Below are 22,972 nucleotides of genomic sequence, written 5' to 3' on the forward strand. Positions count from 1 at the left end.
CGCGGGCCGCCCGCCCGGTGGCTCCCCCGTCAGGGCGGGCCGCCCGCACGCCGCCTGGGCCCTGCCCGGCGTCCTGTTCTTCGCGTTCTTCGCCATCGCCCCCATGGCGCTGGCCTTCTACCTGTCCTTCACCAAGTGGAACGGCCTCGGCGACCCCCAGCCGGTCGGTCTCGCCAACTGGCAGAAGCTGCTGAGCGACGACCGGCTCACCCAGTCCCTCACGGTCACCGTCCTGCTGACCGTCGTGAGCTGGGCCTTCCAGACGGTCGTCGCGCTGCTGCTCGGCGTCTGGGCGGCGGGCCGGCAGAAGAACCGCGCGATCCTGTCGGCGATCTTCTTCGTGCCGTTCCTGCTGTCCTCGACGGCGATCTCCCTGCTCTTCTACGCCCTGCTGGACCCGAACTTCGGCATCATCCGCGGGGACACCCTCGGTTCGACCAACGGCGCCTTCCTGGCGATCGTGTTCGTCGGCGGCTGGCAGTTCATCCCCTTCCACACCCTGATCTACCAGGGCGGGGCGCGGCAGATCCCCGAGGTGCTCTACCAGGCCGCGGCGATCGACGGTGCGGGACGCCTGCGCCAGTTCTTCTCGATCACCCTGCCCCAGCTGCGCAACACCGCGGCCACGTCGAGCGTGCTGATGGTCGTCGGCTCGCTGACCTACTTCGAAACCGTCCTGATCCTGACCCAGGGCGGGCCCGGCACCGACACGGCGATCCTGCCGTACCTGATGTACGAAGCCGGCTTCAAGAGCTACGACTTCGGCTACGCGAGCGCCATCGCCTCCTTCCTGGTGGTGGTCGCGACCGCGCTGTCCCTGCTGATGGTGAAGCTGTCCGGCTTCGGCGCGATGCGCAGTACCCGGGAAGGGATGTGACGCGATGTCACACGACACGTTGCCCCGTCCCGTGAAGACCGCCGACGCGCCCGCCGGGCAGCCCGCCCGCCGCCGCACGCACTGGACCAGGCGTGCCAACCCCCTCGCCGGCATCAGCTCGGCCATCTGGCTCGTCATCGTGATCGTCCCGGTCTACGCGATGATCTCGGCCTCGCTCACCAAACAGGACGAGGCGCTCGGCAGCAACGCCCTGAAGCCGCCGAGCGATCCGACCCTGGACAACTACAACACCGTCCTGCACAACGGGTTCGGCCACTTCCTGTGGAACACGATCGTCGTGGCCGCGGCGGTCGTGGCGATCGTCCTCGTCCTGTGCGTGCCGCTCGCCTACGTCGCCGTACGGACCCGGAACATCTGGTCCACCTCGGCGTTCCGGATGTTCCTGATGGGTGTGGCGATCCCGGCGCAGGCCGTCGTGGTCCCCCTCTACCTGATGATCGCCAAGCTGAACCTCTACGACAGCCTCCTCGCGATCATCCTGCCGACGGCCGCCTTCGCGATGCCCGTGTCGGTGCTGGTCCTCACCGGAACCCTGCGGGACATCTCCGAGGAGATGTACGAGGCCATGGCCCTGGACGGCGCCTCGACCACCCGCATGCTGTTCCAGCTGGTCATCCCGATGACCAAGGGCGGCATCAGCACCGTGGTCATCTACTCGGCGCTGCAGGCCTGGAACGGCTTCCTCTTCCCGCTGATCTTCACCCAGTCCGACGGTCCCCGCGTGCTGACCCTCGGCCTGTTCAACTACGTGAGCCAGTTCGGCGTGAACATCCCCGCCCTGCTCGCCTCGGTCGTCCTCTCCGGCATCCCCATCTTCGCCGTGTACCTCGTGGCCCGCCGTGCGCTGGTGGGCGGCCTGATGGGCGTGGGTGGCAAGTGAACGCGAACCCTTCCGGGCAGCCCACCCCCCTCTCCCCCGACAGGAGTTCCATGACCATCGAGCCCTGGCGCGACCCCGCCCTGCCCGCCGCCTCCCGCGTCGACGACCTCCTCTCCCGGATGACCCTGGAGGAGAAGACCGCCCAGCTCTACGGCGTCTGGGTGGGCGCCGCCACGGACGGCGACGGAGTCGCCCCGCTCCAGTCCGAGATGACCTCCGACTACGACTGGGACGAGCTGATCACGCAGGGCCTGGGCCAGCTCACCCGCTCCTACGGCACAGCGCCCGTGGACCCGGTGCTGGGCGCGCAGGCCCTGGCCCGCGCCCAGCGCCGTATCGTCGCGGCCGGCCGTTTCGGCATCCCGGCCGTCGCCCACGAGGAGTGCCTGGCCGGCTTCACGGCCTGGGGCGCCACCGCGTATCCGGTGCCGCTGGCCTGGGGCGCCTCCTTCGACCCGGCCCTCGTCGAGGACATGGCCCGCCGCATCGGCGCCGACCTCCGCTCCGCGGGCGTCCACCAGGGCCTCGCCCCGGTCCTGGACGTCGTACGCGATCCGCGCTGGGGGCGGGTCGAGGAGACCATCGGCGAGGACCCGTACCTGGTCGGCACGATCGGCGCGGCCTACGTCCGGGGCCTGGAGTCCGCCGGGATCGTGGCCACGCTCAAGCACTTCGCCGGGTACGCCTCCTCGGCGGGCGCCCGCAATCTCGCCCCCGTCCGGGCGGGCGTCCGCGAGCTCGCGGACGTGACGCTGCCGCCCTTCGAGATGGCGCTGCGCGAGGGCAATCCCCGCTCGGTGATGGCCGCGTACAACGACACGGACGGCATCCCGGCCTCGGCGGACCCCGGCCTGCTGACCGAACTCCTGCGGGAGCAGTGGGGGTTCACCGGCACGGTCGTCGCCGACTACTTCGGCATCGGCTTCCTGCAGACCCTGCACCGGGTGGCGGGCTCCCCCGCCGAGGCCGCGCACGCGGCGCTGGCGGCCGGCATCGATGTCGAACTGCCGACCCTCAAGTGCTACGGCAAACCGCTGCTGGAGGCGGTGCGGGCGGGCGCCGTGCCCGAGTCGCTGGTCGACCGCGCGGCCCGCCGGGTCCTGATCCAGAAGTGCGAACTGGGCCTGCTGGACGAGGACTGGGACCCCGAGCCCGCCGCCGCGATCGACCTCGACTCGGCCGCGAACCGGGCGCTGGCCCGCCGGCTGGCCGAGGAGTCGGTGGTGCTCCTGGACAACCCGGACGGGACCCTTCCGCTCTCGCCCGACACCCGTATCGCGGTGGTCGGCCCGCGGGCGGCCGACGCGCTGGCGATGCTCGGCTGCTACTCCTTCCCGTCCCATGTGCTGCCGCACCACCCCGACGTGGAGATGGGCGTGGAGATCCCGACCGTCCTTCAGGCGCTGCGCACCGAACTCCCGGACGCCAAGGTGACGTTCGCGGAGGGCTGCGACACCTCGGACCCGGACACCTCGGGCTTCGAGGAGGCGGTGGCGCGGACCGCCGAGGCGGACGTCTGCGTGGCCGTACTGGGCGACCGGGCGGGCCTGTTCGGGCGGGGCACCTCAGGAGAGGGCTGCGACGTGACGGACCTGCGGCTCCCCGGCGTGCAGGCCGAACTGCTGGACGCCCTGGTCGCCACCGGCGTGCCCGTGGTCCTGGTCCTGCTGACCGGCCGCCCGTACGCGCTGGGCCGCTGGCAGGGCCGGCTGGCCGCCGTGGTGCAGGCGTTCTTCCCCGGGGAGGAGGGCGGCCCCGCGATCGCGGGCGTGCTGTCGGGCCGGGTGAACCCCTCCGGCCGGCTGCCGGTGAGCGTCCCGCAGGACCCGGGCGGCCAGCCGTGGACGTACCTGCAGCCCCCGCTGGGCCTCGCGGGCGAGGTCAGCAACCTCGACCCGACCCCGCTGTACGCCTTCGGCCACGGCCGCTCGTACACGAGCTTCGCCTGGGAGTCGGAGCCGGCGCAGGCCGAGATCGGCACAGACGGCTCCTACGACGTCGCCGTCACCGTCCGCAACACGGGCGACCGCGCGGGCGCCGAGGTGGTGCAGCTGTATCTGCACGACCCGGTGGCCTCGGTGACCCGTCCGGACGTCCGCCTGATCGGCTACCGGCGGCTGGAGCTGGACCCCGGCCAGGCGGCCGAGGTCACCTTCCGCTTCCACGCCGACCTGTCCGCCTTCACGGACCGTTCCGGCGCGCGGGTGGTCGAACCCGGCGCCCTGGAACTACGGTTGGCGGCATCCAGCGCGGACGTACGGCACACGGCACGTCTGCACCTCACGGGACCGGTGAGGGTCCTCGGCACCGCCCGGCGGCTGCGCTGCGAGACGGAGGTGTCGGCGGTGGGGTGACCCTCGCGCCGGAGCGACGGGGGTTGCGATGATCCGGTACGTGTACCACGAACTGATGGCCGCCGTCGCCCTGTTGACCGCCGCCGCGGCCGGTGTCGCGGTGGGGGTCTCCGTCGAAGGCGGCGCGTCGGTGCGGGCGGGGACGGTGGCGTGGGTGACCGTCGCCGCGCTCGTCTTCCTCGCGCTCTCGGCGCGCCTGCGGGCCTCACGGCTCAAGTGGCTCGGGGACATAAGGGAGTTCGAGGCGGCCGACCCGTTGCCGAGCGGCGGTCCGGACCGGCCCGACCACACGCTGCGCAAGGCGCTGCGGTTCTCCCTGTTCCTGCTGCCGAGTGTGGCCATCGGCCTGCTGGGGCTGCCGTCGGTGCTGCTGGTGGCCCTGGCGCTGTCCCTGGACTGGACCGTCAAGGCCGCGGTGGGCGCCCGCTGGGAGCGCAGGAACGGCCGGCGTCTGTGGATGGGCCACGACCCGGCCGATCCGAACCGGCTGTCCTACTCCCCCGTCACTCCGCCCCCGTCGACTCGAACCGCCACCGATGCACCGTCCGGGTGACCAAGTCACCGCCGGGTTCGGGCAGTTCGGGCAGCTCGGCGTCGTAGGCCGCGTCCCACCAGGTGATGACGAGGACGCGGTCCTGCGGGGCGCGGAAGGTCTCCCGGCGCAGGGGCGCGGCCGGCAGTTCCTGCCCGCGCGCCCAGGCCAGCAGCTCCTCGCCCCGGCCCTCGGCCGCCCGCGCCTCCCACATCAACGCGACCGTCACGAGTAGAGGTTCTCCTTGCTGACCTCGTGCACGTGGTCGTGGTGGTGGCCGGGCACGTGCGGGTCGGTCACCGGCAGCGAGGAGTCCGCCGACAGGTCCCAGCTCGACGCCGCCCGGTTGCGGGCGACCATCTCCGCGCCCAGCGCCGCCACCATCGCGCCGTTGTCGGTGCACAGCTTCGGGCGTGGCACCCGCAGCCGGATCCCGGCGGACTCGCAGCGCTCCTGCGCGAGCGCCCGCAGCCGGGAGTTGGCGGCCACGCCGCCGCCGATCATCAGGTGGTCGACGCCCTCGTCCTTGCAGGCCCGTACGGCCTTGCGGGTGAGCACGTCGACGACCGCCTCCTGGAAGGACGCCGCCACGTCACGCACCGGCACCTCCTCCCCCGCCGCCCGCTTGGCCTCGATCCAGCGGGCCACGGACGTCTTCAGACCGGAGAAGGAGAAGTCGTACGCCGCATCGCGCGGGCCGGTCAGACCGCGCGGGAACGCGATCGACGCCGGGTCACCCTCGCGCGCGTACCGGTCGATGACCGGGCCGCCGGGGAAGCCGAGGTCCAGCACGCGCGCGATCTTGTCGAAGGCCTCGCCGGCCGCGTCGTCGATGGTCGAGCCCAGGGGCCGTACGTCCGAGGTGATGTCGGTGGACAGCAGCAGGGAGCTGTGCCCGCCGGACACCAGCAGCGCCATCGTGGGCTCGGGCAGCGCGCCGTGCTCCAGCTGGTCCACACAGATGTGTGACGCCAGGTGGTTGACGCCGTACAGGGGCTTACCGAGCGCGTAGGCGTACGCCTTCGCCGCCGAGACCCCGACCAGGAGGGCGCCGGCGAGTCCGGGACCCGCGGTGACGGCGATGCCGTCCAGGTCGCGGGCGCTCACCCCCGCCTCCTTCAGCGCGCGCTCGATCGTGGGCACCATCGCCTCGAGGTGCGCGCGGGAGGCGACCTCCGGCACGACACCGCCGAAGCGGGCGTGCTCGTCGACGCTGGACGCGACGGCGTCGGCCAGCAGGGTGGTGCCGCGGACGATGCCGACGCCGGTCTCGTCGCAGGAGGTCTCGATGCCGAGTACGAGCGGCTCGTCGCGTTGGTCAGCCATTGATCTCGGTTCCTTGTACGGAGGTTGCAGGGTCGGTCAGTCGCATGACCAGGGCGTCCACGTTGCCGGGCTGGTAGTAGCCGCGCCGGAACCCGATGGCCTCGAAGCCGAAGCGCTCGTACAGCTTCTGGGCCCGGACGTTGTCGATCCGGCACTCCAGCATCACTTCGGCGCACTCGAAGGCGGTGGCGGCCTTCAGCAGCTCGGTCAGCAGCAGCCCGCCGAGCCCCGTGCCCCACTGGTCGCGGGCGACGGCGATGGTCTGGATGTCGGCGAGGTCTCCCGAGGAGGCGACGCCCGCGTAGCCGACCAGGCGTCCGTCGCCGTCCTCGGCGACGAGGTAGCGGCGGGTCGCCTCGGCCCCGCGCGCGTGGGCCAGCTCGGACCAGAACATGCCCCGGGACCAGGCGTCCTCGGGGAAGAGGTCCTTCTCCAGCTCGAGCACGCGGTCGATGTCCCACCAGCGCATCTCGCGCAGTCGAGAGGTCACGGGTCCGGTCACTTGGGGGTGACCACCTTGTAGTTCTTGGGGACCTGGGCGTCCGGCCGGCGCAGGTACAGCGGCCGGGGCGGGGGCAGTTCCTCGCCCCGCTCCAGCCGCTCGGCGGCCAGGCTCGCCAGCGCCGCGGCGGAGACGTGCTCCGGCTCGTGCGCCGCGGGGAAGGTGTCGGGGTACAGCAGCGCGCCCGCGCCGACGGCGGGCAGGCCGGCGACCTGGTCGGCGATGTCGGCGGGCCGGTCGACGGCCGGGTCGGTCAGGCGCGTACGGGAGTCGGCGTAGCGCGCCCAGTAGACCTCCTTGCGCCGGGCGTCGGTCGCCACGACGAACGGGCCGGTGCCGATGTCGGTCGCGTACGCCAGCCCGTCGAGCGTGCACACGCCGTGCACGGGGACACCGAGCACGAGCCCGAAGGTGTCCGCGGTCATCAGTCCGACGCGCAGGCCGGTGTAGGGGCCGGGACCGATGCCCACGACGATGCCGGTGACGGCGTCGAGCCTGAGACCTGCCTCGGCGAGCACCCGGTCGACGGCCGGCAGCAGCAGCTCGCCGTGCCGGCGGGCGTCCACCTGGCTGGAGGAGGCGATGACGTCCGAGCCGTCGTGCAGGGCGACGGTCACGGAGGGGGTTGCGGTATCCAGAGCGAGCAAGAGCACGCAAACAGCCTACGGCTCCCGCGCCTCCGGTATCGCCGCCCCGGTCGGGCGGGTGAAGGCTGCTACGGTCGCCGCAAATACGACGTACGACGCGATGGGTCAGGTGGGCGACGGTGCCAAGCAGCAGCTCCGGATTCGTGTTCGGGCTCACCGCCGCCGCCCTCGCGGCGGTCGGCTTCCTCGGCTACCAGGCCCACGCGACCGTCCCGGTCGCCCTGGCCAAGCCGCAGGCGAGCACCTCACCGTCGGCGATCGTCTCCAAGGCGCCCCGCGGCAGGATCAGCCCCGACGTCCCGCCCGCCGGTTCCGGCGTGGGCGAACGCGTCGTGTACTCGACGGGTGGCAACCGCGTCTGGCTGGTGGGCGGGCGCAACGAGGTCACGCGCAGCTTCACGGTCACCCCCGGCAGCGTCGACCCGGCGCCCGGCGTCTACCGGGTCACGTCCCGCTCGAACTCGGTCGTCGGCACCGACGGCGTACCCATCGAGCACGTCGTGCGCTTCGCCGACGTCGACGGCGTGGCCGTCGGCTTCAGCGCGGCGGTCGGCAAGACCTCGGAGGAGACCGACCCCGGTGTGCGCACGGGCGGCATCCGTGAGGCCCGCGAGGACGGCACCGCGATGTGGGAGTTCGCGACGATCGGCGCTCAGGTCGCGGTGATCCCCTAAGCGGCTTCCCGGTGCCGGGCCGGTGACTCGGCCGGTTCCGGGTCCGGCAGCCGCGGCGGGGTCGAGATCGTGCTCGCCGCGGCGCACGACGCCAGCAGGTCGCGCATGGAGACGCCGGCTGCGACGGCGTAGGGCTTCTGCTGCTGGTCGCTGCTCTCGGTGGCCGGCATGGACGCCTCCTGAGGACCCGGGGGCGGGCGTAGTTAGGTAGACCTAACTACGAACTGGGTACCATGTGACCACGCACAGGACAATTAATGCAACAGCTTGCCGACGTCTTGTCGGAACGTTCACGGAAATGCGCGCCTGCCGGGAGCGGGGCGGACGGCTCAGGCGGACAGGACGCTCAGGTCCGTCGCCGACCAGCGCTCGCCGAGCCCGGTCACCGTCACGTGCCGGACCTCGTCCGTCGTGTCCCCCACGGCCCGGTGGATGACGACGTTCAGCCGGTCCTCGGTCAGCTCCTCGACCTTGCCCTCGCCCCACTCCACGACGATCACCGAGTCGGTCAGCGAGACGTCGAGGTCGAGGTCCTCCATCTCGTCGAGCCCGCCGGACAGGCGGTACGCGTCGGCGTGCACGAGCGGCGGGCCGTCGCCCAGCGACGGATGCACCCGGGCGATCACGAAGGTCGGCGAGGTCACCGCCCCCCGGACGCCGAGTCCCTCGCCCAGCCCGCGGGTGAGCGTCGTCTTGCCCGCACCGAGCTCGCCGTTGAGCATCACGAGGTCGCCGGCGCGCAGCAGTTTGGCGAGACCGCGGCCCAGGTCCCGCATCTGCTCGGGGGAGGTGACGGTCAGCTCGGTCTCAACCGGGTTGCGCGGTGCTGCTGGTGCTTCCATAGCCACCCACGGTAGCTCCTGCCGGCACTGCACCCGCACGGGTGAGGAGGTCGGCCAGCCGGTCGGTGACCACTTCCGGGTGTTCCAGCATGACCAGATGCCCGGCGTCGGGCACCAGCACCAGTTCCGCGTCCGGCAGCAGGTCGGCGATGGCCTCGCTGTGCTCGCTGGGCGTGACCAGGTCGCCGATCCCGGCCAGCACCAGCACCGGAAGGTCCGCGAAGTGCCGCAGCGCCTCGGTCTTGTCGTGGTCGGTGAAGGCCGGGTAGAACTCGGCGACCACGTCGATCGGCGTGCCCTCGATCATCCGCTCGGCGAACCGCGCGACCGCCGGGTCGACGTCCCGCGAGGCGAACGAGTAGCGCTTGATGACCCCGGTGAACAGGTCGGCGGTCGCCCGGCGCCCCTTCTCCACCAGCGCGGCCTGGGTCCCCAGCGCCTTCAGCACTCCGGGGAGGACGCGACGCACCGCGTTGACGCCGGCGACGGGCAACCCGAAGTTGACCTCGCCGAGTCGCCCGGACGACGTACCCACGAGCGCGACGGCGACGACCCGGTCGCGGACGAACTCGGGGTACTGGTCGGCCAGCGCCATCACCGTCATGCCGCCCATGGAGTGCCCGACGAGCACGATCGGTCCCTCGGGCACGGCGGCGTCGATGACGGCCTTCAGATCGTGCCCGAGCTGGTCGATGGTGACCGCCGCGCCGTCCTGCACCTGCTGCACGCCCCGCTCGGAGCGGCCGTGGCTGCGCTGGTCCCAGTGCACGGTCCGCACGACGCCCCGCAGGGCCGCGCGCTGGAAGTGCCATGAGTCCTGGCTGAGGCAGTAGCCGTGGCTGAAGACGACGGTGACGGGCGCGGGCGCCTTCCGCCCGAACAGCCGCCGGCGGCGCGGTCCCAGCGCGGGCACGGCCGCGGGGTCGACGTCGTCGACCTCGTAGTACAGCTCGGTGCCGTCGTCGGCCGTGGCCTTGCCGGGGGCGCCGCGCAGCGACCCGTACGGTCCCGTCGAGTCGAGGGCCAGCCGGGCCTTCCTGCGCATGCCCCGGCCTACGGTGAGCCGCTCGATGGCGACGCCGGCCGCGGCGCCCGCGGCCACCACGCCTATCGCGGCGCCGGCGATGCCGGTGGCCCTGCGCCAGTTGCCGGCCGCCCCCGTGGCGGAGGCGAGGGCCGTGACGGCCTCGGCACTGCTCTCGCTCACGTACCTCTCCTTCTCGCCGGTCTGCTGTTGCCTCTTGGGTCGGATGGTGCGGGTGGTGTTCGTGCGATGCCGCTGTCGATCGTTACCGCTGGGTCGGCCGGTGGGTGTTGCGGGACTCGCAGATGCTGCGCTCATCCCGGACCGCCTGGTCCCTGTGCGGGTTACCCGCTTCGTTCCTCATTCACATAGACGCGCGGAACGCGCGTTCCGATCCGTGTGACGATCTCATAAGCGATGGTGCCCGCCGCCTGGGCCCAGTCCTCGGCGGTGGGTTCGCCGCGGTCGCCGGGCCCGAAGAGGACCGCCTCGGTGCCGACGGCGGGCTCGTCCCCGCCGAGGTCGACGACGAACTGGTCCATCGCGACGCGCCCCGCGACGGTCCGCCACTTCCCCCCGACCAGCACCGGGCCCGAGCCGGAGGCGTGCCGCGGGATGCCGTCGGCGTATCCGACGGGCACGAGTGCGAGGGTGGTCTCGCCGGGGGTGACGTAGTGATGCCCGTAACTGACGCCGTGACCCCCCGGAACGTGCTTCACGAGCGCGAGGTTCGCCGAGAGCGTCATCACCGGCCGCAGCCCGAAGTCCGCAGGGGTGCCGACCTCGGGGCTCGGCGAGATGCCGTAGAGCGCGATCCCGGTCCGCACGAGGTCGAAGTGGGCCTCGGGAAGGGTGAGCGTGGCGGGCGAGTTGGCGATGTGCCGGACCTCGGGGCGCACCCCCTGGCCCTCGGCGTGCGCCAGCATCTCCCGGAAGGTGGTGAGCTGGTGGGCGATGGAGGGGTGGCCGGGTTCGTCGGCGCAGGCGAAGTGCGACCAGAGCCCGGTGACGCGGATCAGCCCCTCGGCCTCGGCCCGCAGGGCCGCCGCGACCAGCTCGGCCCAGTCCTCGCCCGGCTGGCAGCCGTTGCGCCCCAGGCCGGTGTCCGCCTTGAGCTGCACGCGCGCGGGCACGCCTGCGCGGCGGGCGGCGTCCGTGGCCTCCGTCAGGGCCCACATGCCGCTCACCGAGACGTCGATGTCGGCCTCGACGGCCTCCCGCCAGGGTCCGCCCGGCACCCACAGCCAGCACATGATGCGTCCGGGCAGCCCGGCGGCCCGCAGCGCGAGGGCCTCCTCGGGCGTGGCGGTGCCCAGCCATGCGGCCCCCGCCTCCACGGCCGCCCGCGCGCACGGCACGGCCCCGTGGCCGTACGCGTCGGACTTGACCACGGCCATGAGGGCGGCGCCCGGCGCCTGGGCGCGCAGGGCGCGCACGTTGGCGCGCAGCGCGCCCAGGTCGATCTCGGCGCGGGCGCGCAGGCGCGCGGTCGGGGCAGCAGCTGTCTCAGTCATGGCAGCCCCAGTGTCGCAGAGGGGTCGGACAGCCTTGCGGCACCGGTCCCATGAAAGTGCTGTGAGCTGCGGCGACGCACCGTGCGGACCCGGTAACCGGGTGTCCCGTCAGTCCCGTACGTCCCGCCAGGCCGCGGGAATCGCCTCCGCCACGTCGTGGGCGCCCGCCGGTGCGCCGTCGGCCGCGTAACGCCCCGCCAATCCGTGCAGATACGCCGCCGCGCTTCCCGCGTCCCGCGCGGAGAGCCCGGCCGCCAGCAGCGATCCGGCCAGGCCCGACAGCACGTCGCCGCTGCCGGCCGTGGCCAGCCACGGCGTGCCCGTGGCATTCACCCGTACGGCGCCGCCCCGCGCGTCGGCGACGAGGGTGGTCGAGCCCTTGAGGAGGACGGTCGCCCCGTACCGCGAGGCGAGTTCGCGCGCCCAGGTCAGGCGCGCCCCCTCGACGGTCTCCCGGGACACGCCCAGCAGGGCGGCGGCCTCCCCGGCGTGCGGGGTCATCAGGGTGGGTGCCGTACGGGCCCGTACGGCGTCGGCGTCGGCCAGCCGCAGGCCGTCCGCGTCGATGAGCACCGGCACGTCGGACGAGAGCACCTCCCCCACGGCGGACGCGTCGTCCCCGGCCCCGGGCCCCACGACCCACGCCTGCACCCGCCCCGCGTGTTTCGGCCCCTGGTCCGACACGAGCGTCTCGGGGAACCGGGAGATCACCGCATCCCCGGCGGGCCCGACGTACCGCACGGCGCCCGCGCCGCCCCGCAGCGCCCCGGACACGGCGAGCACGGCGGCGCCGGGGTACCGGACGGACCCGGCGGCGATGCCCACGACGCCGCGCCGGTACTTGTCGCTCTCCGCGGCGGGCACCGGCAGCAGCCGCGCCACGTCCGCGTGCTGCAGCGCCTCCAGCTCGGGCTCGTCGGGCAGTTCGGCGCCGAGCCCGATGTCGACGAGCCGCACGGAACCGGCGTACTCGCGCGCGGGGTCGATCAGCAGCCCCGGCTTGTGCGTCCCGAAGGTGACGGTCAGGTCGGCCCGTACGGCGTCGCCGGGCACCTCCCCGGTGTCGGCGTCGACCCCGCTCGGCAGGTCCACGGCGACCACGGCGGCACGGGACTCGGTGGCGCAGGCCGCCAACCGCGCGGCCTCGGGCCGCAGTCCGCCCTTGCCGCCGATCCCCACGATGCCGTCGACGACGAGATCGGCCCGCAGGACCGCCTCCTCCACCGCGCCGACACCGGCCGCGGCGGCGGCACCGGCGGACCGGTCCGCGCCCGCGCCGACGACCCGGCCGCCGGCCCGCAGCAGCGCCGCGAGCCCTTCGGCGTGGGCCCGTTCGGGTGCGAGCAGCACGGCGGCGACCCCCGCTCCGCGCCGGGCGAGCCGGGCGCCGGCGTACATTGCGTCACCGCCGTTGTCGCCGCTGCCGACGAGCAGCACGACCCGGCTGCCGTACACCCGCCCGAGCAACTCGGCGCAGGCGGCGGCGAGCCCGGCGGCGGCGCGCTGCATCAACGCCCCTTCGGGAAGCCGCGCCATCAGCGCACGCTCGGCCGTCCTTACCGTCTCCACGCTGTACGCAGTACGCATGCGGTCGAGTCTCTCCCGATCCCGGCCCGGGCCGCACCCCCGCCCCCGCCCCGTCCCCCGTCCGCGCGTCCGCGCGGTCGTGCGGTCGTGCGGTCGTGCGCGAGGACGGGAGGGGTCACCCCTCGGCCACCACCACCGCCGAGGCGACCCCGGCGTCGTGACTCAGCGACACATGCCAGGTCCGCACCCCGAGCGCCGCCGCCCTGGCGGCCACCGTGCCCTTCACCCGCAGCCGCGGCTGCCCGCTGTCCTCGACGTACACCTCGGCGTCCGTCCAGTGCAGCCCGGCCGGCGCCCCGAGCGCCTTGGCCAGCGCCTCCTTCGCGGCGAAGCGCGCGGCGAGCGAGGCGACACCCCGGCGCTCACCGCTGGGCAGCAGCAACTCACCCTCGACGAACAGCCGTTGCGCCATCCCGGGCGTCCTCTTCAGCGACGCCTCGAACCGCTCGATCTCCGCCACGTCGATCCCGACGCCGATGATGCTCATGGCGAGCACCTTACGAGGTGATCACCACGGGCAACCTCACTCCACCGTCACCGACTTGGCCAGATTCCGCGGCTGGTCCACCTCGTTGCCCCGTGCCGTCGCCAGCTCGCAGGCGAAGACCTGAAGCGGCACCGTGGCCACGAGGGGCTGCAGGAGGGTCGGGACGGGCGGGATGCGGATCAGGTGGTCGGCGTACGGGGCGACCGCCTCGTCGCCCTCCTCCGCGATGACGACGGTGCGCGCCCCACGGGCCCGGATCTCCTGGATGTTGGAGACGATCTTGTCGTGGAGCACGGACCGCCCCCGGGGCGATGGCACCACGACCACGACCGGCATGTCGGCCTCGATCAGCGCGATCGGCCCGTGCTTCAACTCCCCCGCCGCGAAGCCCTCGGCGTGCATGTACGCCAGTTCCTTGAGCTTGAGCGCGCCCTCCAGGGCGACCGGATGTCCGACGTGCCGCCCGAGGAACAGCACCGTGTTCTTGGCGGCGAGGGACCGCGCCAGCTCCCGGACCGGCGCCATGGTCTCCAGCACCCGCTCGACCGCTCCCGAGATCTTCGACAGGTCGCGGATGACGGCGCCGATCTCGTCGCCCCACTTGGTGCCGCGCACCTGCCCGAGATACAGCGCGACCAGGTAGCAGGCGACCAGTTGCGTCAGGAACGCCTTGGTCGAGGCGACGGCGACCTCCGGCCCGGCGTGCGTGTAGAGGACGGCGTCCGACTCGCGCGGGATCGTCGAGCCGTTGGTGTTGCAGATCGCCAGCACGTGGGAGCCCTGCTCGCGGGCGTGCCGCACGGCCATCAGCGTGTCCATGGTCTCGCCGGACTGCGAGATCGCGATCACCAGCGACCGCGGCCCCAGGATCGGGTCCCGGTACCGGAACTCGCTCGCCAGCTCCACCTCGCACGGAATCCGCGTCCAGTGCTCGATGGCGTACTTGGCGATCATCCCGGCGTGGAAGGCCGTACCGCACGCGACCACGACGACCTTGTCGACCTCCCGCAGCACCCCGGCGGGAATCCGCACCTCGTCCAGCGTCAGCGAGCCGGCCTGGTCGATGCGCCCCAGCAACGTGTCGGCGACCGCCTTGGGCTGCTCGGCGATCTCCTTGAGCATGAAGTAGTCGTGGCCCCCCTTCTCCGCGGCCGACGCGTCCCAGTCGACGTGGTACGGCCGGGCCTGTGCGGGGCGCCCGTCGAAGCCGGTCACCGTCACCCCGTCCCGCCGCAGCTCGACGACCTGGTCCTGCCCCAGCTCGAGCGCCGACCGCGTGTGGGCGATGAAGGCGGCGACGTCCGAAGCGAGAAAGGCCTCCCCCTCCCCGACCCCCACCACCAGCGGCGAGTTCCGCCGCGCCCCCACCACCACGTCCGGCTCGTCCGCGTGCACGGCGACCAGCGTGAACGCCCCGTCCAGCCGCCGGCACACGAGCCGCATCGCGTCCGCGAGATCGGCCGTCACGGAGAACTCCTCCGCGAGCAGATGCGCCACGACCTCGGTGTCGGTCTCGGAGACCAGTTCGTGGCCGCGCTCGGCCAGTTCGGCCCGCAGCGCGGCGAAGTTCTCGATGATGCCGTTGTGCACGACGGCGACGCGCCCCGCGTTGTCGAGGTGGGGATGCGCGTTCCCGTCGGTGGGCGCCCCGTGCGTGGCCCACCGGGTGTGCCCGATCCCCGTGCCGCCGGTCGGCAGCGGCCGCTCCTGCAGCTCCTTCTCCAGGTTGACGAGCTTCCCGGCCCTCTTCGCGGCCGCCAGCCCGCCGTCCGCGAGCACCGAGACGCCCGCCGAGTCGTAACCCCGGTACTCCAGCCGCTTCAGCCCGGCCATGACGACCTCGAGCGCAGCCTGCGGCCCCACGTATCCCACGATTCCGCACATGTGCCGCAGCCTACGGTCCACCACGCGCCGAAAAGTGGCGCCGCCTGCCCGAAATCGGAAATTCCCACCGTCGTACGACAGCGTCCGGCCAACGTGACACAGCCCACCCGCCGACCCGTTCAAACTCCGTTAACAATGGAATGTGATCTCTCCGGTCTCCCCGATGCCCCGGAGCGCCCACCGGTCCAGGCCGGAGGCGACTCCCTACGTCGACCTCACCCGAGCCGAGTGGAGCGCGCTGCGCGAGAAGACGCCGCTGCCGCTCACCGCGGAGGAGGTCGAGAAGCTGCGCGGCCTCGGCGACGTGATCGACCTCGACGAGGTGCGGGACATCTACCTCCCGCTGTCCCGGCTGCTCAACCTCTACGTCGGCGCCACGGACGGCCTTCGCGGCGCCCTGAACACCTTCCTCGGCGAGCAGGGCTCCCAGTCCGGCACGCCCTTCGTCATAGGAGTCGCCGGCTCCGTGGCCGTAGGCAAGTCCACGGTCGCGCGCCTCTTGCGCGCCCTGCTCTCCCGCTGGCCCGAGCACCCGCGCGTGGAGCTGGTGACCACCGACGGCTTCCTGCTGCCCACCAAGGAGCTCCAGGCCCGCGGCCTGATGTCGCGCAAAGGCTTCCCCGAGTCCTTCGACCGGCGTGCCCTGACCCGCTTCGTCGCCGACATCAAGGCCGGCAAGGACGAGGTGACGGCCCCGGTCTACTCGCACCTGATCTATGACATCGTGCCGGACCAGAAGCTCACGGTCCGCCGCCCCGACATCCTCATCGTCGAGGGCCTGAACGTCCTCCAGCCCGCGCTCCCCGGCAAGGACGGCCGCACCCGCGTCGGCCTCGCCGACTACTTCGACTTCAGCGTCTACGTCGACGCCCGCACCGAGGACATCGAGCGCTGGTACCTCAACCGGTTCCGCAAGCTGCGCGACACGGCCTTCCAGAACCCGTCCTCGTACTTCCGCAAGTACACGCAGGTCTCCGAGGACGAGGCCCTCGACTACGCCCGCACGATGTGGCGCACCATCAACAAGCCCAATCTGGTGGAGAACATCGCGCCCACCCGCGGCCGGGCCACCCTGGTCCTGCGCAAGGGCCCGGACCACAAGGTACAGCGGCTCAGCCTGCGCAAACTGTGACCGCTAACCTGCCTCCATGCTGCACCTGCGCCTGATCTCGCCGTCCGGCACGACCGACGACGTGGTCCGTCTGCTCGAACGGACGGTCGGCACCGCGCACTTGGTCGTGCTGCCCGGCGCCGCCCGCGACCCCGCGGGCGACCTGGTGCTCTGCGACGTCGCGCGCGAGGCGGGCGACGAACTCATCGGCGAGCTGCGGGCGTTGGGCCTCCACGAGACGGGCTCGATCGCCGTCGAGGACATCGGCCTGAGCCTGTCCCACCGGGCCGACAAGGCCGAGAAGGACGCACCCGGCGAGGGCGCGGACGCGGTGCTGTGGGAGGGGCTGACAGAGGCGACCCACGAGGAGTCGACGCTGTCGGTCACCTACGTCGCCTTCATCACGCTCGCCACGATGATCGCTGCCTGCGGTGTCGTACTGGACAACGCGATCCTGATCGTGGGCGCGATGGCGGTGGGCCCGGAGTTCGGCCCGCTGGCGGGCATCAGCACCTCGGTGGTGCGGCGCCAACCGCGGCTCGCCCTACGCTCGTTGATCGCACTGCTGGTGGGCTTCGCAGTGGCGATGCTGGTGACGGTCGCCTTCACCCTGTTCATGGACGCCGCCGGGCTCTTCCACGAGTCGGACCTCGAAGGCGACCGTCCCAACACGGCGTTCGTGTACGCGCCTGACGCCTTCTCGTTCATCGTGGCCGTCCTGGCCGGCATGGCGGGCACGCTCTCGCTGACCTCCGCCAAGTCGGGTGCCCTGGTGGGGGTCGCGATCTCGGTGACGACCGTCCCGGCCGCCGCCAACGCCGCGGTGGCCCTCGCCTACGGCGACATGTCCCAGACGATCGGCTCGACGAACCAGCTCCTGCTGAACCTGCTGGGCATCGTCCTCGCGGGAATCGGCACGCTCGTCGCCCAGAAGTACTTCTGGAGACGTCAGCGCAGGGTGTCCTAGGAGCGCGGGGAACTGCGCGACAGGCCACGACGAACCCGCAGCCCGCAACGCTCGGATCCCCCCACCCCCAACCCGGCCGAGACCTAACCCAGCGCGGACTTCACCACGTCGGCAAGCCGCCCCGCGACCGACCGCGCCTGATCGATGTCCGCCGCTTCGACCATGACCCGCACCAGCGGCTCCGTACCCGAAGGCCGCAGCAACACCCGCCCCGTAGAGCCGAGTTCACGCTCCGCGTCGGCGACGGCCGCGGCAAGATCGGCCGAGTTCCCGACACGGGACCTGTCCACGTCCGGCACATTGATCAGCACCTGCGGCAGCCGCTCCATGACCCCCGCGAGATCCCGGAGCGTACGACCGGTCTCGGCGACCCGCGCCGCCAGCAGCAGCCCGGTCAGCGTGCCGTCACCGGTGGTCGCGTGGTCGAGGATGATCACGTGCCCGGACTGCTCGCCGCCGAGCGCGTAGCCGTGCTCCTTCATCTCCTCCAGGACGTACCGGTCGCCGACCGCCGTCTGGATCAGGTGGAGCCCCTCGCGCTCCAGCGCGAGCTTGAAGCCCAGGTTGGACATCACCGTCGCGACCACCGTGTCCGAGCGCAGCGTGGAATGCTCCCGCATGGCCAGCGCCAGGACGGCCAGGATCTGGTCGCCGTCGATCTCCGCACCGGTGTGGTCCACGGCGAGGCACCGGTCCGCGTCACCGTCGTGCGCGATACCGAAGTTCGCGTCGTGCTCGACGACGGCGGCCTTCAGCTTGTCCAGATGGGTCGAGCCGCAGCCGTCGTTGATGTTGAGCCCGTCCGGCTCGGCACCGATCGTGATCACCTCGGCGCCGGCCCGCGAGAACGCCTCCGGCGAGACCCGCGCGGCCGCGCCGTGCGCCTCGTCGAGGACGATCTTCAGCCCGTCAAGACGGTTCGGCAGCACGGCGATGAGGTGGGCGACGTACTGGTCGAAGCCCTCGTCGTACGAGCGCACCCGCCCCACGCCCGAACCCGTGGGCCGCTGCCAGGGCTCACCGTGCCGGTGCGACTCGTAGACGGCCTCGATCCGGTCCTCGAGCTCGTCGGCGAGCTTGTGGCCGCCGCGGGCGAAGAACTTGATGCCGTTGTCGGGCATGGCGTTGTGGCTCGCGGAGAGCATCACGCCGAGGTCCGCGCCGAGCGCACCGGTGAGGTACGCCACCGCGGGCGTCGGCAGCACGCCCACGCGCAGGACGTCCACGCCCGCGCTGGCGAGACCCGCGACCACGGCGGCCTCCAGGAACTCCCCGGACGCGCGCGGATCCCGTCCGACGACCGCCCTCGGCCGGTGGCCCTCGAAGGTGCCCGCCTCGGCGAGCACGTGCGCCGCGGCCACGGAGAGGGAGAGCGCCATCTCCGCCGTAAGGTCCGCGTTGGCGACGCCGCGCACGCCGTCCGTGCCGAAGAGTCGTCCCACAGTGGTGTCCTCCGAATTGCTGAAGAGAGTGCGGCTCACTCCCGGGTACATCCCCTGAGACTGTCCGGGGACGGTAGGGGTTGTGTAAACGAACCGCCCCGGCAGCACAATCCGTGCGGCCGGGGCGATTGTTGCGAAGACAGCGGACGCGATTAGCGCTTGCTGTACTGCGGGGCCTTGCGGGCCTTCTTGAGACCGGCCTTCTTGCGCTCGACCGCACGGTCGTCGCGCTTGAGGAAGCCGGCCTTCTTGAGCGGGCCGCGGTTGTTGTCGACGTCGGCCTCGTTCAGCGCGCGGGCGACACCGAGACGGAGCGCACCGGCCTGACCGGAGACACCGCCACCCGCGATGCGGGCGATGACGTCGTAACGGCCCTCGAGCTCGAGCACCTTGAAGGGCTCGTTGACTTCCTGCTGGTGCACCTTGTTGGGGAAGTAGTCCTCAAGGGTGCGACCGTTGATCTTCCACTTGCCGGTGCCCGGGACGATCCGGACGCGGGCGATGGCGTTCTTGCGACGGCCCAGGCCGGCGGCCGGCTGCGGGTCGCCGAAGCGGGACGCCATGGACTCCGACGTGTACTCGCCCTCGACGGGCGTGTCGGACTCGGTGGTGTAGCTCTCGATGTCGACGATCTCTTCGCCCTCGACGGGCGTCTCGACGGTGGTCTCGGCCACGATGCTCCTCAGATTCTCTTCTGTCTTAGGGGGTGGCCGGACTTACTGCGCGACCTGGGTGATCTCGAACGGCACCGGCTGCTGAGCAGCGTGCGGGTGCTGGTCGCCCGAGTAGACCTTCAACTTGGTGAGCATCTGACGGCCCAGGGTGTTCTTGGGGAGCATGCCCTTGACGGCCTTCTCGATGGCCTTCTCGGGGTTCTTGTCGAGGAGCTCGTCGTAACGGACGGAGCGCAGACCACCCGGGTAGCCGGAGTGGCGGTACGCCATCTTCTGGGTCCGCTTGTTGCCGGACAGGTGCACCTTGTCGGCGTTGATGATGATGACGAAGTCACCGGTGTCGACGTGGGGGGCGTAGATCGGCTTGTGCTTGCCCCGCAGAAGGGACGCGGCGGTGGTGGCGAGTCGGCCCAGGACGATGTCCTGTGCGTCAATGACGTGCCACTGGCGAGTCACATCGCCAGGCTTAGGGCTGTACGTACGCACTTCGCAGCCTTTTCTTCTTCAGTGGATGGATGGTGACACATGGCATCACTGAAGCGATCGTGCAGCTGGGGACGACAGTGCCGGGAACGCTGCCCGTATGCCGCCCACTGGTAACTGCTCCAGGGAACCTACGTATGGGCCTCTCACGTGAGAATGAGCAAGCCAATACGCATAACAAACCGCAAGGGTACTCGGGCTGCCCCGCACGGGTCAAAACGAGCCCGGCCGGACCCGTCGGCACGCCGGTCCGGCCGCAATGTACGGCAGTGCCGGAAAGGTCCCCGGGCGGCCCGCCGGAGGCACACCGGCACCTCTCGCCCCCCGTCTAAGATGCGCCCCATGAGCTATGGGCAGCAGGGGGGACCCCCGTCCCAGTGGGACCCCTGGAAACCAAACTCCCAGCAGCCGTGGAACAACGGCGGGGACAGCCAGACTCCGGACTGGGCGGCGCTCGCGGAGGCGTCGGAGACGCGCAACAAGAGGCGCCGGCTGCTGTTCATCGGCGGCGGCGTGATCGCCACCGTGGCGATAGGCACCGCCGTCGCCATGGCCGTGGTGTCGGCGAACGGCGACGACAAGGCATCCGGAAACCCCGGCACCGCGCCGGCCAGCGGCGCCATACCGAGCAGCAGCGCGACGGCCCCGTCCTTCGCGCCGACGAGCGCCCCGCCCCCGCTGGACCCGAAGGAGTTCGTCTCCAGCAAGACCAAGGACACGGCCCCGCTCGGCGTGCAGACCCTCTTCCCGGGCACGCAGCTGACCATGGGCTCGACCGTGTACAAGAAGGGCGCGACGGCCGACACCAAGAACTGCGCCTCGGCCGCCGCGGGCAGCCTCCCGAAGGTCCTCACCGCCAGCAAGTGCACCCGCCTGCTGCGCGTGACCTACACCAAGGGCGGCGTCGCGGTGACGGTCGGCGTGGCCGTCTTCGACACCGAGGCACAGGCCACCAAGGCCAAGGGCCAGGCCGACAACAAGAGCCTCGTGCAGGCGCTCGCCGGCAAGGGCGTGAAGCCCTTCTGCAACTCCGCGACCTGCCGCACGACGACCAACTCCTACGGCCGCTACGCCTACTTCACCACCACCGGCTTCACCAACGGCAAGGACGTCACCAAGGCGGACACCCAGGTGTTCAAGGCCGGCGACGACCTGGCCGAGTTCACCTTCAGCCAGATCCGCAGGCGTGGCGAGGCCCAGGCCTCGGCCGCGGCGGCCGGCTAGGGGATCAGCAGCAGCCGGCACCCGGCAGCGACCGCTTGTTGCGCGCCTCCTTGCTGCGCGCGGCGAGCAGCTCGTCCGCCGGGTAGCCGACCTCCTCCAGCGTCAGCCCGTGCGGCCGTACGACATGAACGGCCGAATCCCGTACGCCGGCGGCGAGCACCTTGCCCGGCCAGTCCGGTGTGCGGTGCCCGTCCCCCACGAACAGCAGGGCGCCGATCAGCGAGCGCACCATGTTGTGGCAGAAGGCGTCGGCCCGCACGGTCGCGGTGATGATGCCGTCGTCCCCGCGCACCAGGCTCAGCCGCTGCAGCGTGCGGATGGTGGTCGCGCCCTCCCGCTTCTTGCAGTAGGCGGCGAAGTCGTGCTCCCCCAGCAGCCGCTCGGCGGCCTCGTTCATGGCGTCGACGTCGAGCGGCCAGTCGTGCCAGAGGACGTGGCCGCGCAGCAGCGGGTCGACCCCGCCGGGGTTGTCGGTGACCCGGTACGCGTACCGCCGCCAGACCGCCGAGAACCGGGCGTTGAAGCCGCTGGGCGCCTCCCGGAGGGCCCACACCCGTACGTCCCTCGGCAGCCGTCCGGCGAGCCGCTTGAGCAGCTTCTCGTGATGCTCCCGCCACACCGCCTCCGGCAGATCCACATGCGCGACCTGCCCCCGCGCGTGCACCCCGGCGTCGGTCCGCCCGGCGACCGTCAGTTCACAGGTCTCCCGCGACCGGGTCACGGTCCGCAGCGCGTCCTCGATCTCCCCCTGCACGGTCCGACGTCCCCCGGCCTGCTTGGCCCACCCGGAGAACTCGCTCCCGTCGTAGGAGAGATCGAGACGGACACGGACGTAACCGGGCTGCACTTCGTCACTCACCCGTAGATCCTCTCAGGGCTGCATCCTCTTCAAAACGTGGAACGGGCCCGCCCCGAAGGGCGGACCCGTTCACTGCAAGGCAGAACGCTCAGGCGTCCTTGGACTCCTCGGCGGTGTCCTCGGTGGCCTCGTCGGACTTGGCCTCGACGGCCTCGTCCTTCTTGAGGGTGTCTTCCTTGACCGCACGCTTGGTGGCGGCCTCGGCCTCGCCGGTGGCCTGCTGAGCGACCGTCAGCGCCTCGACCAGCTCGATGACAGCCATGGGCGCGTTGTCGCCACGGCGGTTACCGATCTTGGTGATGCGGGTGTAGCCACCCGGACGGTTCTCGTAGCGCGGGCCGATCTCGGTGAAGAGCGTGTGGACGATGCTCTTGTCCGTGATGACCTGCAGCACCTGGCGGCGGTTGTGAAGGTCGCCCTTCTTCGCCTTGGTGACCAGACGCTCGGCGTACGGGCGCAGGCGGCGGGCCTTCGCCTCGGTGGTGGTGATGCGACCGTGCTCGAAGAGCGCCTTCGCGAGGTTCGCGAGGAGCAGCTTCTCGTGCGCGGCACTGCCGCCCAGACGGGCACCCTTGGTGGGCTTCGGCATTTTCTTTCTCCTGTGTGTCTGCCCCGGCCGTGTCAGGTACCGGGGTCAGGAACCCGGTGAGCGGATGCCCACCGGCAACAACCGATCAGTACTGCTCGGTCTCCACGAAACCCGCGTCCGCGTCGTCGTCGGCGCCGAAGGCGTCGGCAGCGGCCGTGGGGTCGAATCCGGGCGGGCTGTCCTTCAGGGCCAGGCCCATGCCGGCCAGCTTCGCCTTGACCTCGTCGATGGACTTCGCACCGAAGTTGCGGATGTCCAGGAGGTCGGCCTCGGAGCGCGCCACGAGTTCACCCACGGAGTGGATGCCCTCACGCTTGAGGCAGTTGTAGGAACGGACCGTGAGCTCGAGCTCCTCGATCGGGAGCGCGAGGTCGGCCGCCAGGGCGGCGTCCGTGGGGGACGGGCCCATGTCGATGCCCTCGGCGTCGATGTTCAGCTCGCGGGCGAGACCGAACAGCTCGACCAGGGTCTT

Annotated in this window: 25 protein-coding genes; 8 read left to right on the plus strand and 17 right to left on the minus strand. The window is 71.8% G+C overall.

Annotation, left to right across the window (positions count from 1 at the left end):
* Nucleotides 1–61 precede the first annotated feature (61 nt).
* The 4 genes from ACIBN2_RS39850 to ACIBN2_RS39865 are packed head-to-tail and all read left to right on the plus strand — an operon-like array spanning nucleotide 62 to nucleotide 4,685.
* Nucleotides 62–877: a carbohydrate ABC transporter permease gene (locus ACIBN2_RS39850; protein WP_399142172.1), complete on the plus strand. Its 816-nt coding sequence runs from the start codon at nucleotides 62–64 to the stop codon at nucleotides 875–877.
* 4 nt (nucleotides 878–881) lie between these two features.
* Nucleotides 882–1,778 carry a carbohydrate ABC transporter permease gene (locus ACIBN2_RS39855; RefSeq protein ID WP_399142112.1) on the plus strand — a complete coding sequence of 299 codons (897 nt, stop codon included), beginning with the start codon at nucleotides 882–884 and terminating at the stop codon, nucleotides 1,776–1,778.
* 50 nt (nucleotides 1,779–1,828) lie between these two features.
* Complete coding sequence (locus ACIBN2_RS39860) at nucleotides 1,829–4,132, plus strand: glycoside hydrolase family 3 N-terminal domain-containing protein (protein WP_399142114.1); 2,304 nt, start codon at nucleotides 1,829–1,831, stop codon at nucleotides 4,130–4,132.
* 28 nt (nucleotides 4,133–4,160) lie between these two features.
* Nucleotides 4,161–4,685: a hypothetical protein gene (locus ACIBN2_RS39865; RefSeq protein ID WP_399142115.1), complete on the plus strand. Its 525-nt coding sequence runs from the start codon at nucleotides 4,161–4,163 to the stop codon at nucleotides 4,683–4,685.
* Here ACIBN2_RS39865 and ACIBN2_RS39870 read toward each other — a convergent pair.
* From ACIBN2_RS39870 to tsaB, 4 genes are read right to left on the minus strand one after another with little or no spacing between them, the layout of a single operon-like run.
* Nucleotides 4,636–4,893 carry a hypothetical protein gene (locus ACIBN2_RS39870; RefSeq protein ID WP_399142116.1) on the minus strand — a complete coding sequence of 86 codons (258 nt, stop codon included), beginning with the start codon at nucleotides 4,891–4,893 and terminating at the stop codon, nucleotides 4,636–4,638. The genes ACIBN2_RS39865 and ACIBN2_RS39870 overlap by 50 nt on opposite strands.
* Nucleotides 4,890–5,990: a tRNA (adenosine(37)-N6)-threonylcarbamoyltransferase complex transferase subunit TsaD gene (gene tsaD / locus ACIBN2_RS39875; protein WP_399142118.1), complete on the minus strand. Its 1,101-nt coding sequence runs from the start codon at nucleotides 5,988–5,990 to the stop codon at nucleotides 4,890–4,892. The genes ACIBN2_RS39870 and tsaD overlap by 4 nt, the downstream gene beginning before the upstream one ends.
* Nucleotides 5,983–6,492, minus strand: coding sequence for a ribosomal protein S18-alanine N-acetyltransferase (rimI, locus tag ACIBN2_RS39880; RefSeq protein WP_399142120.1), 510 nt, complete (start codon nucleotides 6,490–6,492; stop codon nucleotides 5,983–5,985). Before rimI ends, tsaD begins: the two co-directional genes overlap by 8 nt.
* Entirely contained in the window at nucleotides 6,489–7,145 is a 657-nt protein-coding gene (gene tsaB, locus ACIBN2_RS39885; RefSeq protein ID WP_399142122.1) for a tRNA (adenosine(37)-N6)-threonylcarbamoyltransferase complex dimerization subunit type 1 TsaB, read from the minus strand. Before tsaB ends, rimI begins: the two co-directional genes overlap by 4 nt.
* 113 nt (nucleotides 7,146–7,258) lie before the next feature.
* On the opposite strand from tsaB, the gene ACIBN2_RS39890 reads away from it, so the two are divergent.
* Nucleotides 7,259–7,813: a hypothetical protein gene (locus ACIBN2_RS39890; protein WP_399142124.1), complete on the plus strand. Its 555-nt coding sequence runs from the start codon at nucleotides 7,259–7,261 to the stop codon at nucleotides 7,811–7,813.
* On the opposite strand, the gene ACIBN2_RS39895 is transcribed toward ACIBN2_RS39890, so the two are convergent.
* The 7 genes from ACIBN2_RS39895 to glmS form a co-directional block, all read right to left on the minus strand.
* Nucleotides 7,810–7,983, minus strand: coding sequence for a hypothetical protein (locus ACIBN2_RS39895; protein WP_399142126.1), 174 nt, complete (start codon nucleotides 7,981–7,983; stop codon nucleotides 7,810–7,812). The genes ACIBN2_RS39890 and ACIBN2_RS39895 overlap by 4 nt on opposite strands.
* A 159-nt stretch (nucleotides 7,984–8,142) precedes the next feature.
* Entirely contained in the window at nucleotides 8,143–8,655 is a 513-nt protein-coding gene (tsaE, locus tag ACIBN2_RS39900; RefSeq protein WP_399142128.1) for a tRNA (adenosine(37)-N6)-threonylcarbamoyltransferase complex ATPase subunit type 1 TsaE, read from the minus strand.
* Entirely contained in the window at nucleotides 8,621–9,862 is a 1,242-nt protein-coding gene (locus ACIBN2_RS39905) for an alpha/beta fold hydrolase (protein WP_399142130.1), read from the minus strand. The genes tsaE and ACIBN2_RS39905 overlap by 35 nt, the downstream gene beginning before the upstream one ends.
* Nucleotides 9,863–10,023: 161 nt before the next feature.
* Nucleotides 10,024–11,193 (minus strand): alanine racemase, encoded by a 1,170-nt coding sequence (gene alr / locus ACIBN2_RS39910; RefSeq protein WP_399142132.1) that lies wholly within the window; start codon nucleotides 11,191–11,193, stop codon nucleotides 10,024–10,026.
* Between the two features lie 108 nt (nucleotides 11,194–11,301).
* Entirely contained in the window at nucleotides 11,302–12,780 is a 1,479-nt protein-coding gene (locus ACIBN2_RS39915; protein ID WP_399142134.1) for an NAD(P)H-hydrate dehydratase, read from the minus strand.
* Nucleotides 12,781–12,895: 115 nt separating this feature from the next.
* Nucleotides 12,896–13,267: a holo-ACP synthase gene (locus tag ACIBN2_RS39920; RefSeq protein WP_399142135.1), complete on the minus strand. Its 372-nt coding sequence runs from the start codon at nucleotides 13,265–13,267 to the stop codon at nucleotides 12,896–12,898.
* A 36-nt stretch (nucleotides 13,268–13,303) separates the two neighbouring features.
* Nucleotides 13,304–15,151: a glutamine--fructose-6-phosphate transaminase (isomerizing) gene (glmS, locus tag ACIBN2_RS39925; RefSeq protein WP_399142137.1), complete on the minus strand. Its 1,848-nt coding sequence runs from the start codon at nucleotides 15,149–15,151 to the stop codon at nucleotides 13,304–13,306.
* A 163-nt stretch (nucleotides 15,152–15,314) separates the two neighbouring features.
* On the opposite strand from glmS, the gene coaA reads away from it, so the two are divergent.
* Both coaA and ACIBN2_RS39935 read left to right on the plus strand, forming a co-directional pair.
* Nucleotides 15,315–16,283: a type I pantothenate kinase gene (coaA, locus tag ACIBN2_RS39930; RefSeq protein ID WP_399142139.1), complete on the plus strand. Its 969-nt coding sequence runs from the start codon at nucleotides 15,315–15,317 to the stop codon at nucleotides 16,281–16,283.
* 16 nt (nucleotides 16,284–16,299) lie between these two features.
* A complete protein-coding gene (locus tag ACIBN2_RS39935; protein ID WP_399142141.1) occupies nucleotides 16,300–17,229 on the plus strand; it encodes a DUF389 domain-containing protein in 930 nt (309 codons plus the stop codon).
* An 83-nt stretch (nucleotides 17,230–17,312) separates the two neighbouring features.
* Here ACIBN2_RS39935 and glmM read toward each other — a convergent pair whose 3' ends face one another.
* The 3 genes from glmM to rplM form a co-directional block, all read right to left on the minus strand.
* The gene (gene glmM / locus ACIBN2_RS39940; RefSeq protein WP_399142143.1) at nucleotides 17,313–18,671 is read right to left on the minus strand and encodes a phosphoglucosamine mutase; all 1,359 of its coding nucleotides are present in this window, start codon (nucleotides 18,669–18,671) and stop codon (nucleotides 17,313–17,315) included.
* A gap of 152 nt (nucleotides 18,672–18,823) precedes the next feature.
* Nucleotides 18,824–19,345: a 30S ribosomal protein S9 gene (gene rpsI, locus ACIBN2_RS39945; RefSeq protein ID WP_399142145.1), complete on the minus strand. Its 522-nt coding sequence runs from the start codon at nucleotides 19,343–19,345 to the stop codon at nucleotides 18,824–18,826.
* 42 nt (nucleotides 19,346–19,387) lie between these two features.
* Nucleotides 19,388–19,831, minus strand: coding sequence for a 50S ribosomal protein L13 (rplM, locus tag ACIBN2_RS39950; RefSeq protein WP_360830097.1), 444 nt, complete (start codon nucleotides 19,829–19,831; stop codon nucleotides 19,388–19,390).
* Nucleotides 19,832–20,170: 339 nt separating this feature from the next.
* Between rplM and ACIBN2_RS39955 the strand changes: the two genes are divergently transcribed.
* Nucleotides 20,171–21,052, plus strand: a complete 882-nt coding sequence (locus tag ACIBN2_RS39955; protein WP_399142148.1) for a hypothetical protein — start codon at nucleotides 20,171–20,173, stop codon at nucleotides 21,050–21,052.
* Between the two features lie 4 nt (nucleotides 21,053–21,056).
* Here the strand turns inward: ACIBN2_RS39955 and truA are convergent, their stop codons facing one another.
* The 3 genes from truA to ACIBN2_RS39970 all read right to left on the minus strand — a co-directional run.
* Nucleotides 21,057–21,911 carry a tRNA pseudouridine(38-40) synthase TruA gene (gene truA, locus ACIBN2_RS39960; RefSeq protein ID WP_399142150.1) on the minus strand — a complete coding sequence of 285 codons (855 nt, stop codon included), beginning with the start codon at nucleotides 21,909–21,911 and terminating at the stop codon, nucleotides 21,057–21,059.
* A gap of 88 nt (nucleotides 21,912–21,999) precedes the next feature.
* A complete protein-coding gene (gene rplQ, locus ACIBN2_RS39965) occupies nucleotides 22,000–22,500 on the minus strand; it encodes a 50S ribosomal protein L17 (protein ID WP_399142152.1) in 501 nt (166 codons plus the stop codon).
* Between the two features lie 85 nt (nucleotides 22,501–22,585).
* Nucleotides 22,586–22,972: DNA-directed RNA polymerase subunit alpha C-terminal domain-containing protein (locus ACIBN2_RS39970; RefSeq protein ID WP_282957442.1), on the minus strand; the 387-nt coding region annotated here is incomplete at its 5' end.

It is taken from the genome of Streptomyces sp. NPDC050534, assembly GCF_044457745.1.
In the GTDB taxonomy this organism is placed as follows: Bacteria; Actinomycetota; Actinomycetes; order Streptomycetales; family Streptomycetaceae; genus Streptomyces.

What these genes read in the sequence shown, in the direction of transcription:
- ACIBN2_RS39855 (WP_399142112.1), top strand. Translation starts at nt 882, where the DNA reads ATGTCACACGACACGTTGCCCCGTCCCGTGAAGACCGCCGACGCGCCC.
- ACIBN2_RS39860 (WP_399142114.1), top strand. Translation starts at nt 1,829, where the DNA reads ATGACCATCGAGCCCTGGCGCGACCCCGCCCTGCCCGCCGCCTCCCGC.
- ACIBN2_RS39865 (WP_399142115.1), top strand. Translation starts at nt 4,161, where the DNA reads ATGATCCGGTACGTGTACCACGAACTGATGGCCGCCGTCGCCCTGTTG.
- tsaD (WP_399142118.1), bottom strand. Translation starts at nt 5,990, where the DNA reads ATGGCTGACCAACGCGACGAGCCGCTCGTACTCGGCATCGAGACCTCC.
- ACIBN2_RS39895 (WP_399142126.1), bottom strand. Translation starts at nt 7,983, where the DNA reads ATGCCGGCCACCGAGAGCAGCGACCAGCAGCAGAAGCCCTACGCCGTC.
- tsaE (WP_399142128.1), bottom strand. Translation starts at nt 8,655, where the DNA reads ATGGAAGCACCAGCAGCACCGCGCAACCCGGTTGAGACCGAGCTGACC.
- alr (WP_399142132.1), bottom strand. Translation starts at nt 11,193, where the DNA reads ATGACTGAGACAGCTGCTGCCCCGACCGCGCGCCTGCGCGCCCGCGCC.
- ACIBN2_RS39915 (WP_399142134.1), bottom strand. Translation starts at nt 12,780, where the DNA reads ATGCGTACTGCGTACAGCGTGGAGACGGTAAGGACGGCCGAGCGTGCG.
- ACIBN2_RS39920 (WP_399142135.1), bottom strand. Translation starts at nt 13,267, where the DNA reads ATGAGCATCATCGGCGTCGGGATCGACGTGGCGGAGATCGAGCGGTTC.
- glmS (WP_399142137.1), bottom strand. Translation starts at nt 15,151, where the DNA reads ATGTGCGGAATCGTGGGATACGTGGGGCCGCAGGCTGCGCTCGAGGTC.
- coaA (WP_399142139.1), top strand. Translation starts at nt 15,315, where the DNA reads ATGCCCCGGAGCGCCCACCGGTCCAGGCCGGAGGCGACTCCCTACGTC.
- ACIBN2_RS39935 (WP_399142141.1), top strand. Translation starts at nt 16,300, where the DNA reads ATGCTGCACCTGCGCCTGATCTCGCCGTCCGGCACGACCGACGACGTG.
- ACIBN2_RS39955 (WP_399142148.1), top strand. Translation starts at nt 20,171, where the DNA reads ATGAGCTATGGGCAGCAGGGGGGACCCCCGTCCCAGTGGGACCCCTGG.
- rplQ (WP_399142152.1), bottom strand. Translation starts at nt 22,500, where the DNA reads ATGCCGAAGCCCACCAAGGGTGCCCGTCTGGGCGGCAGTGCCGCGCAC.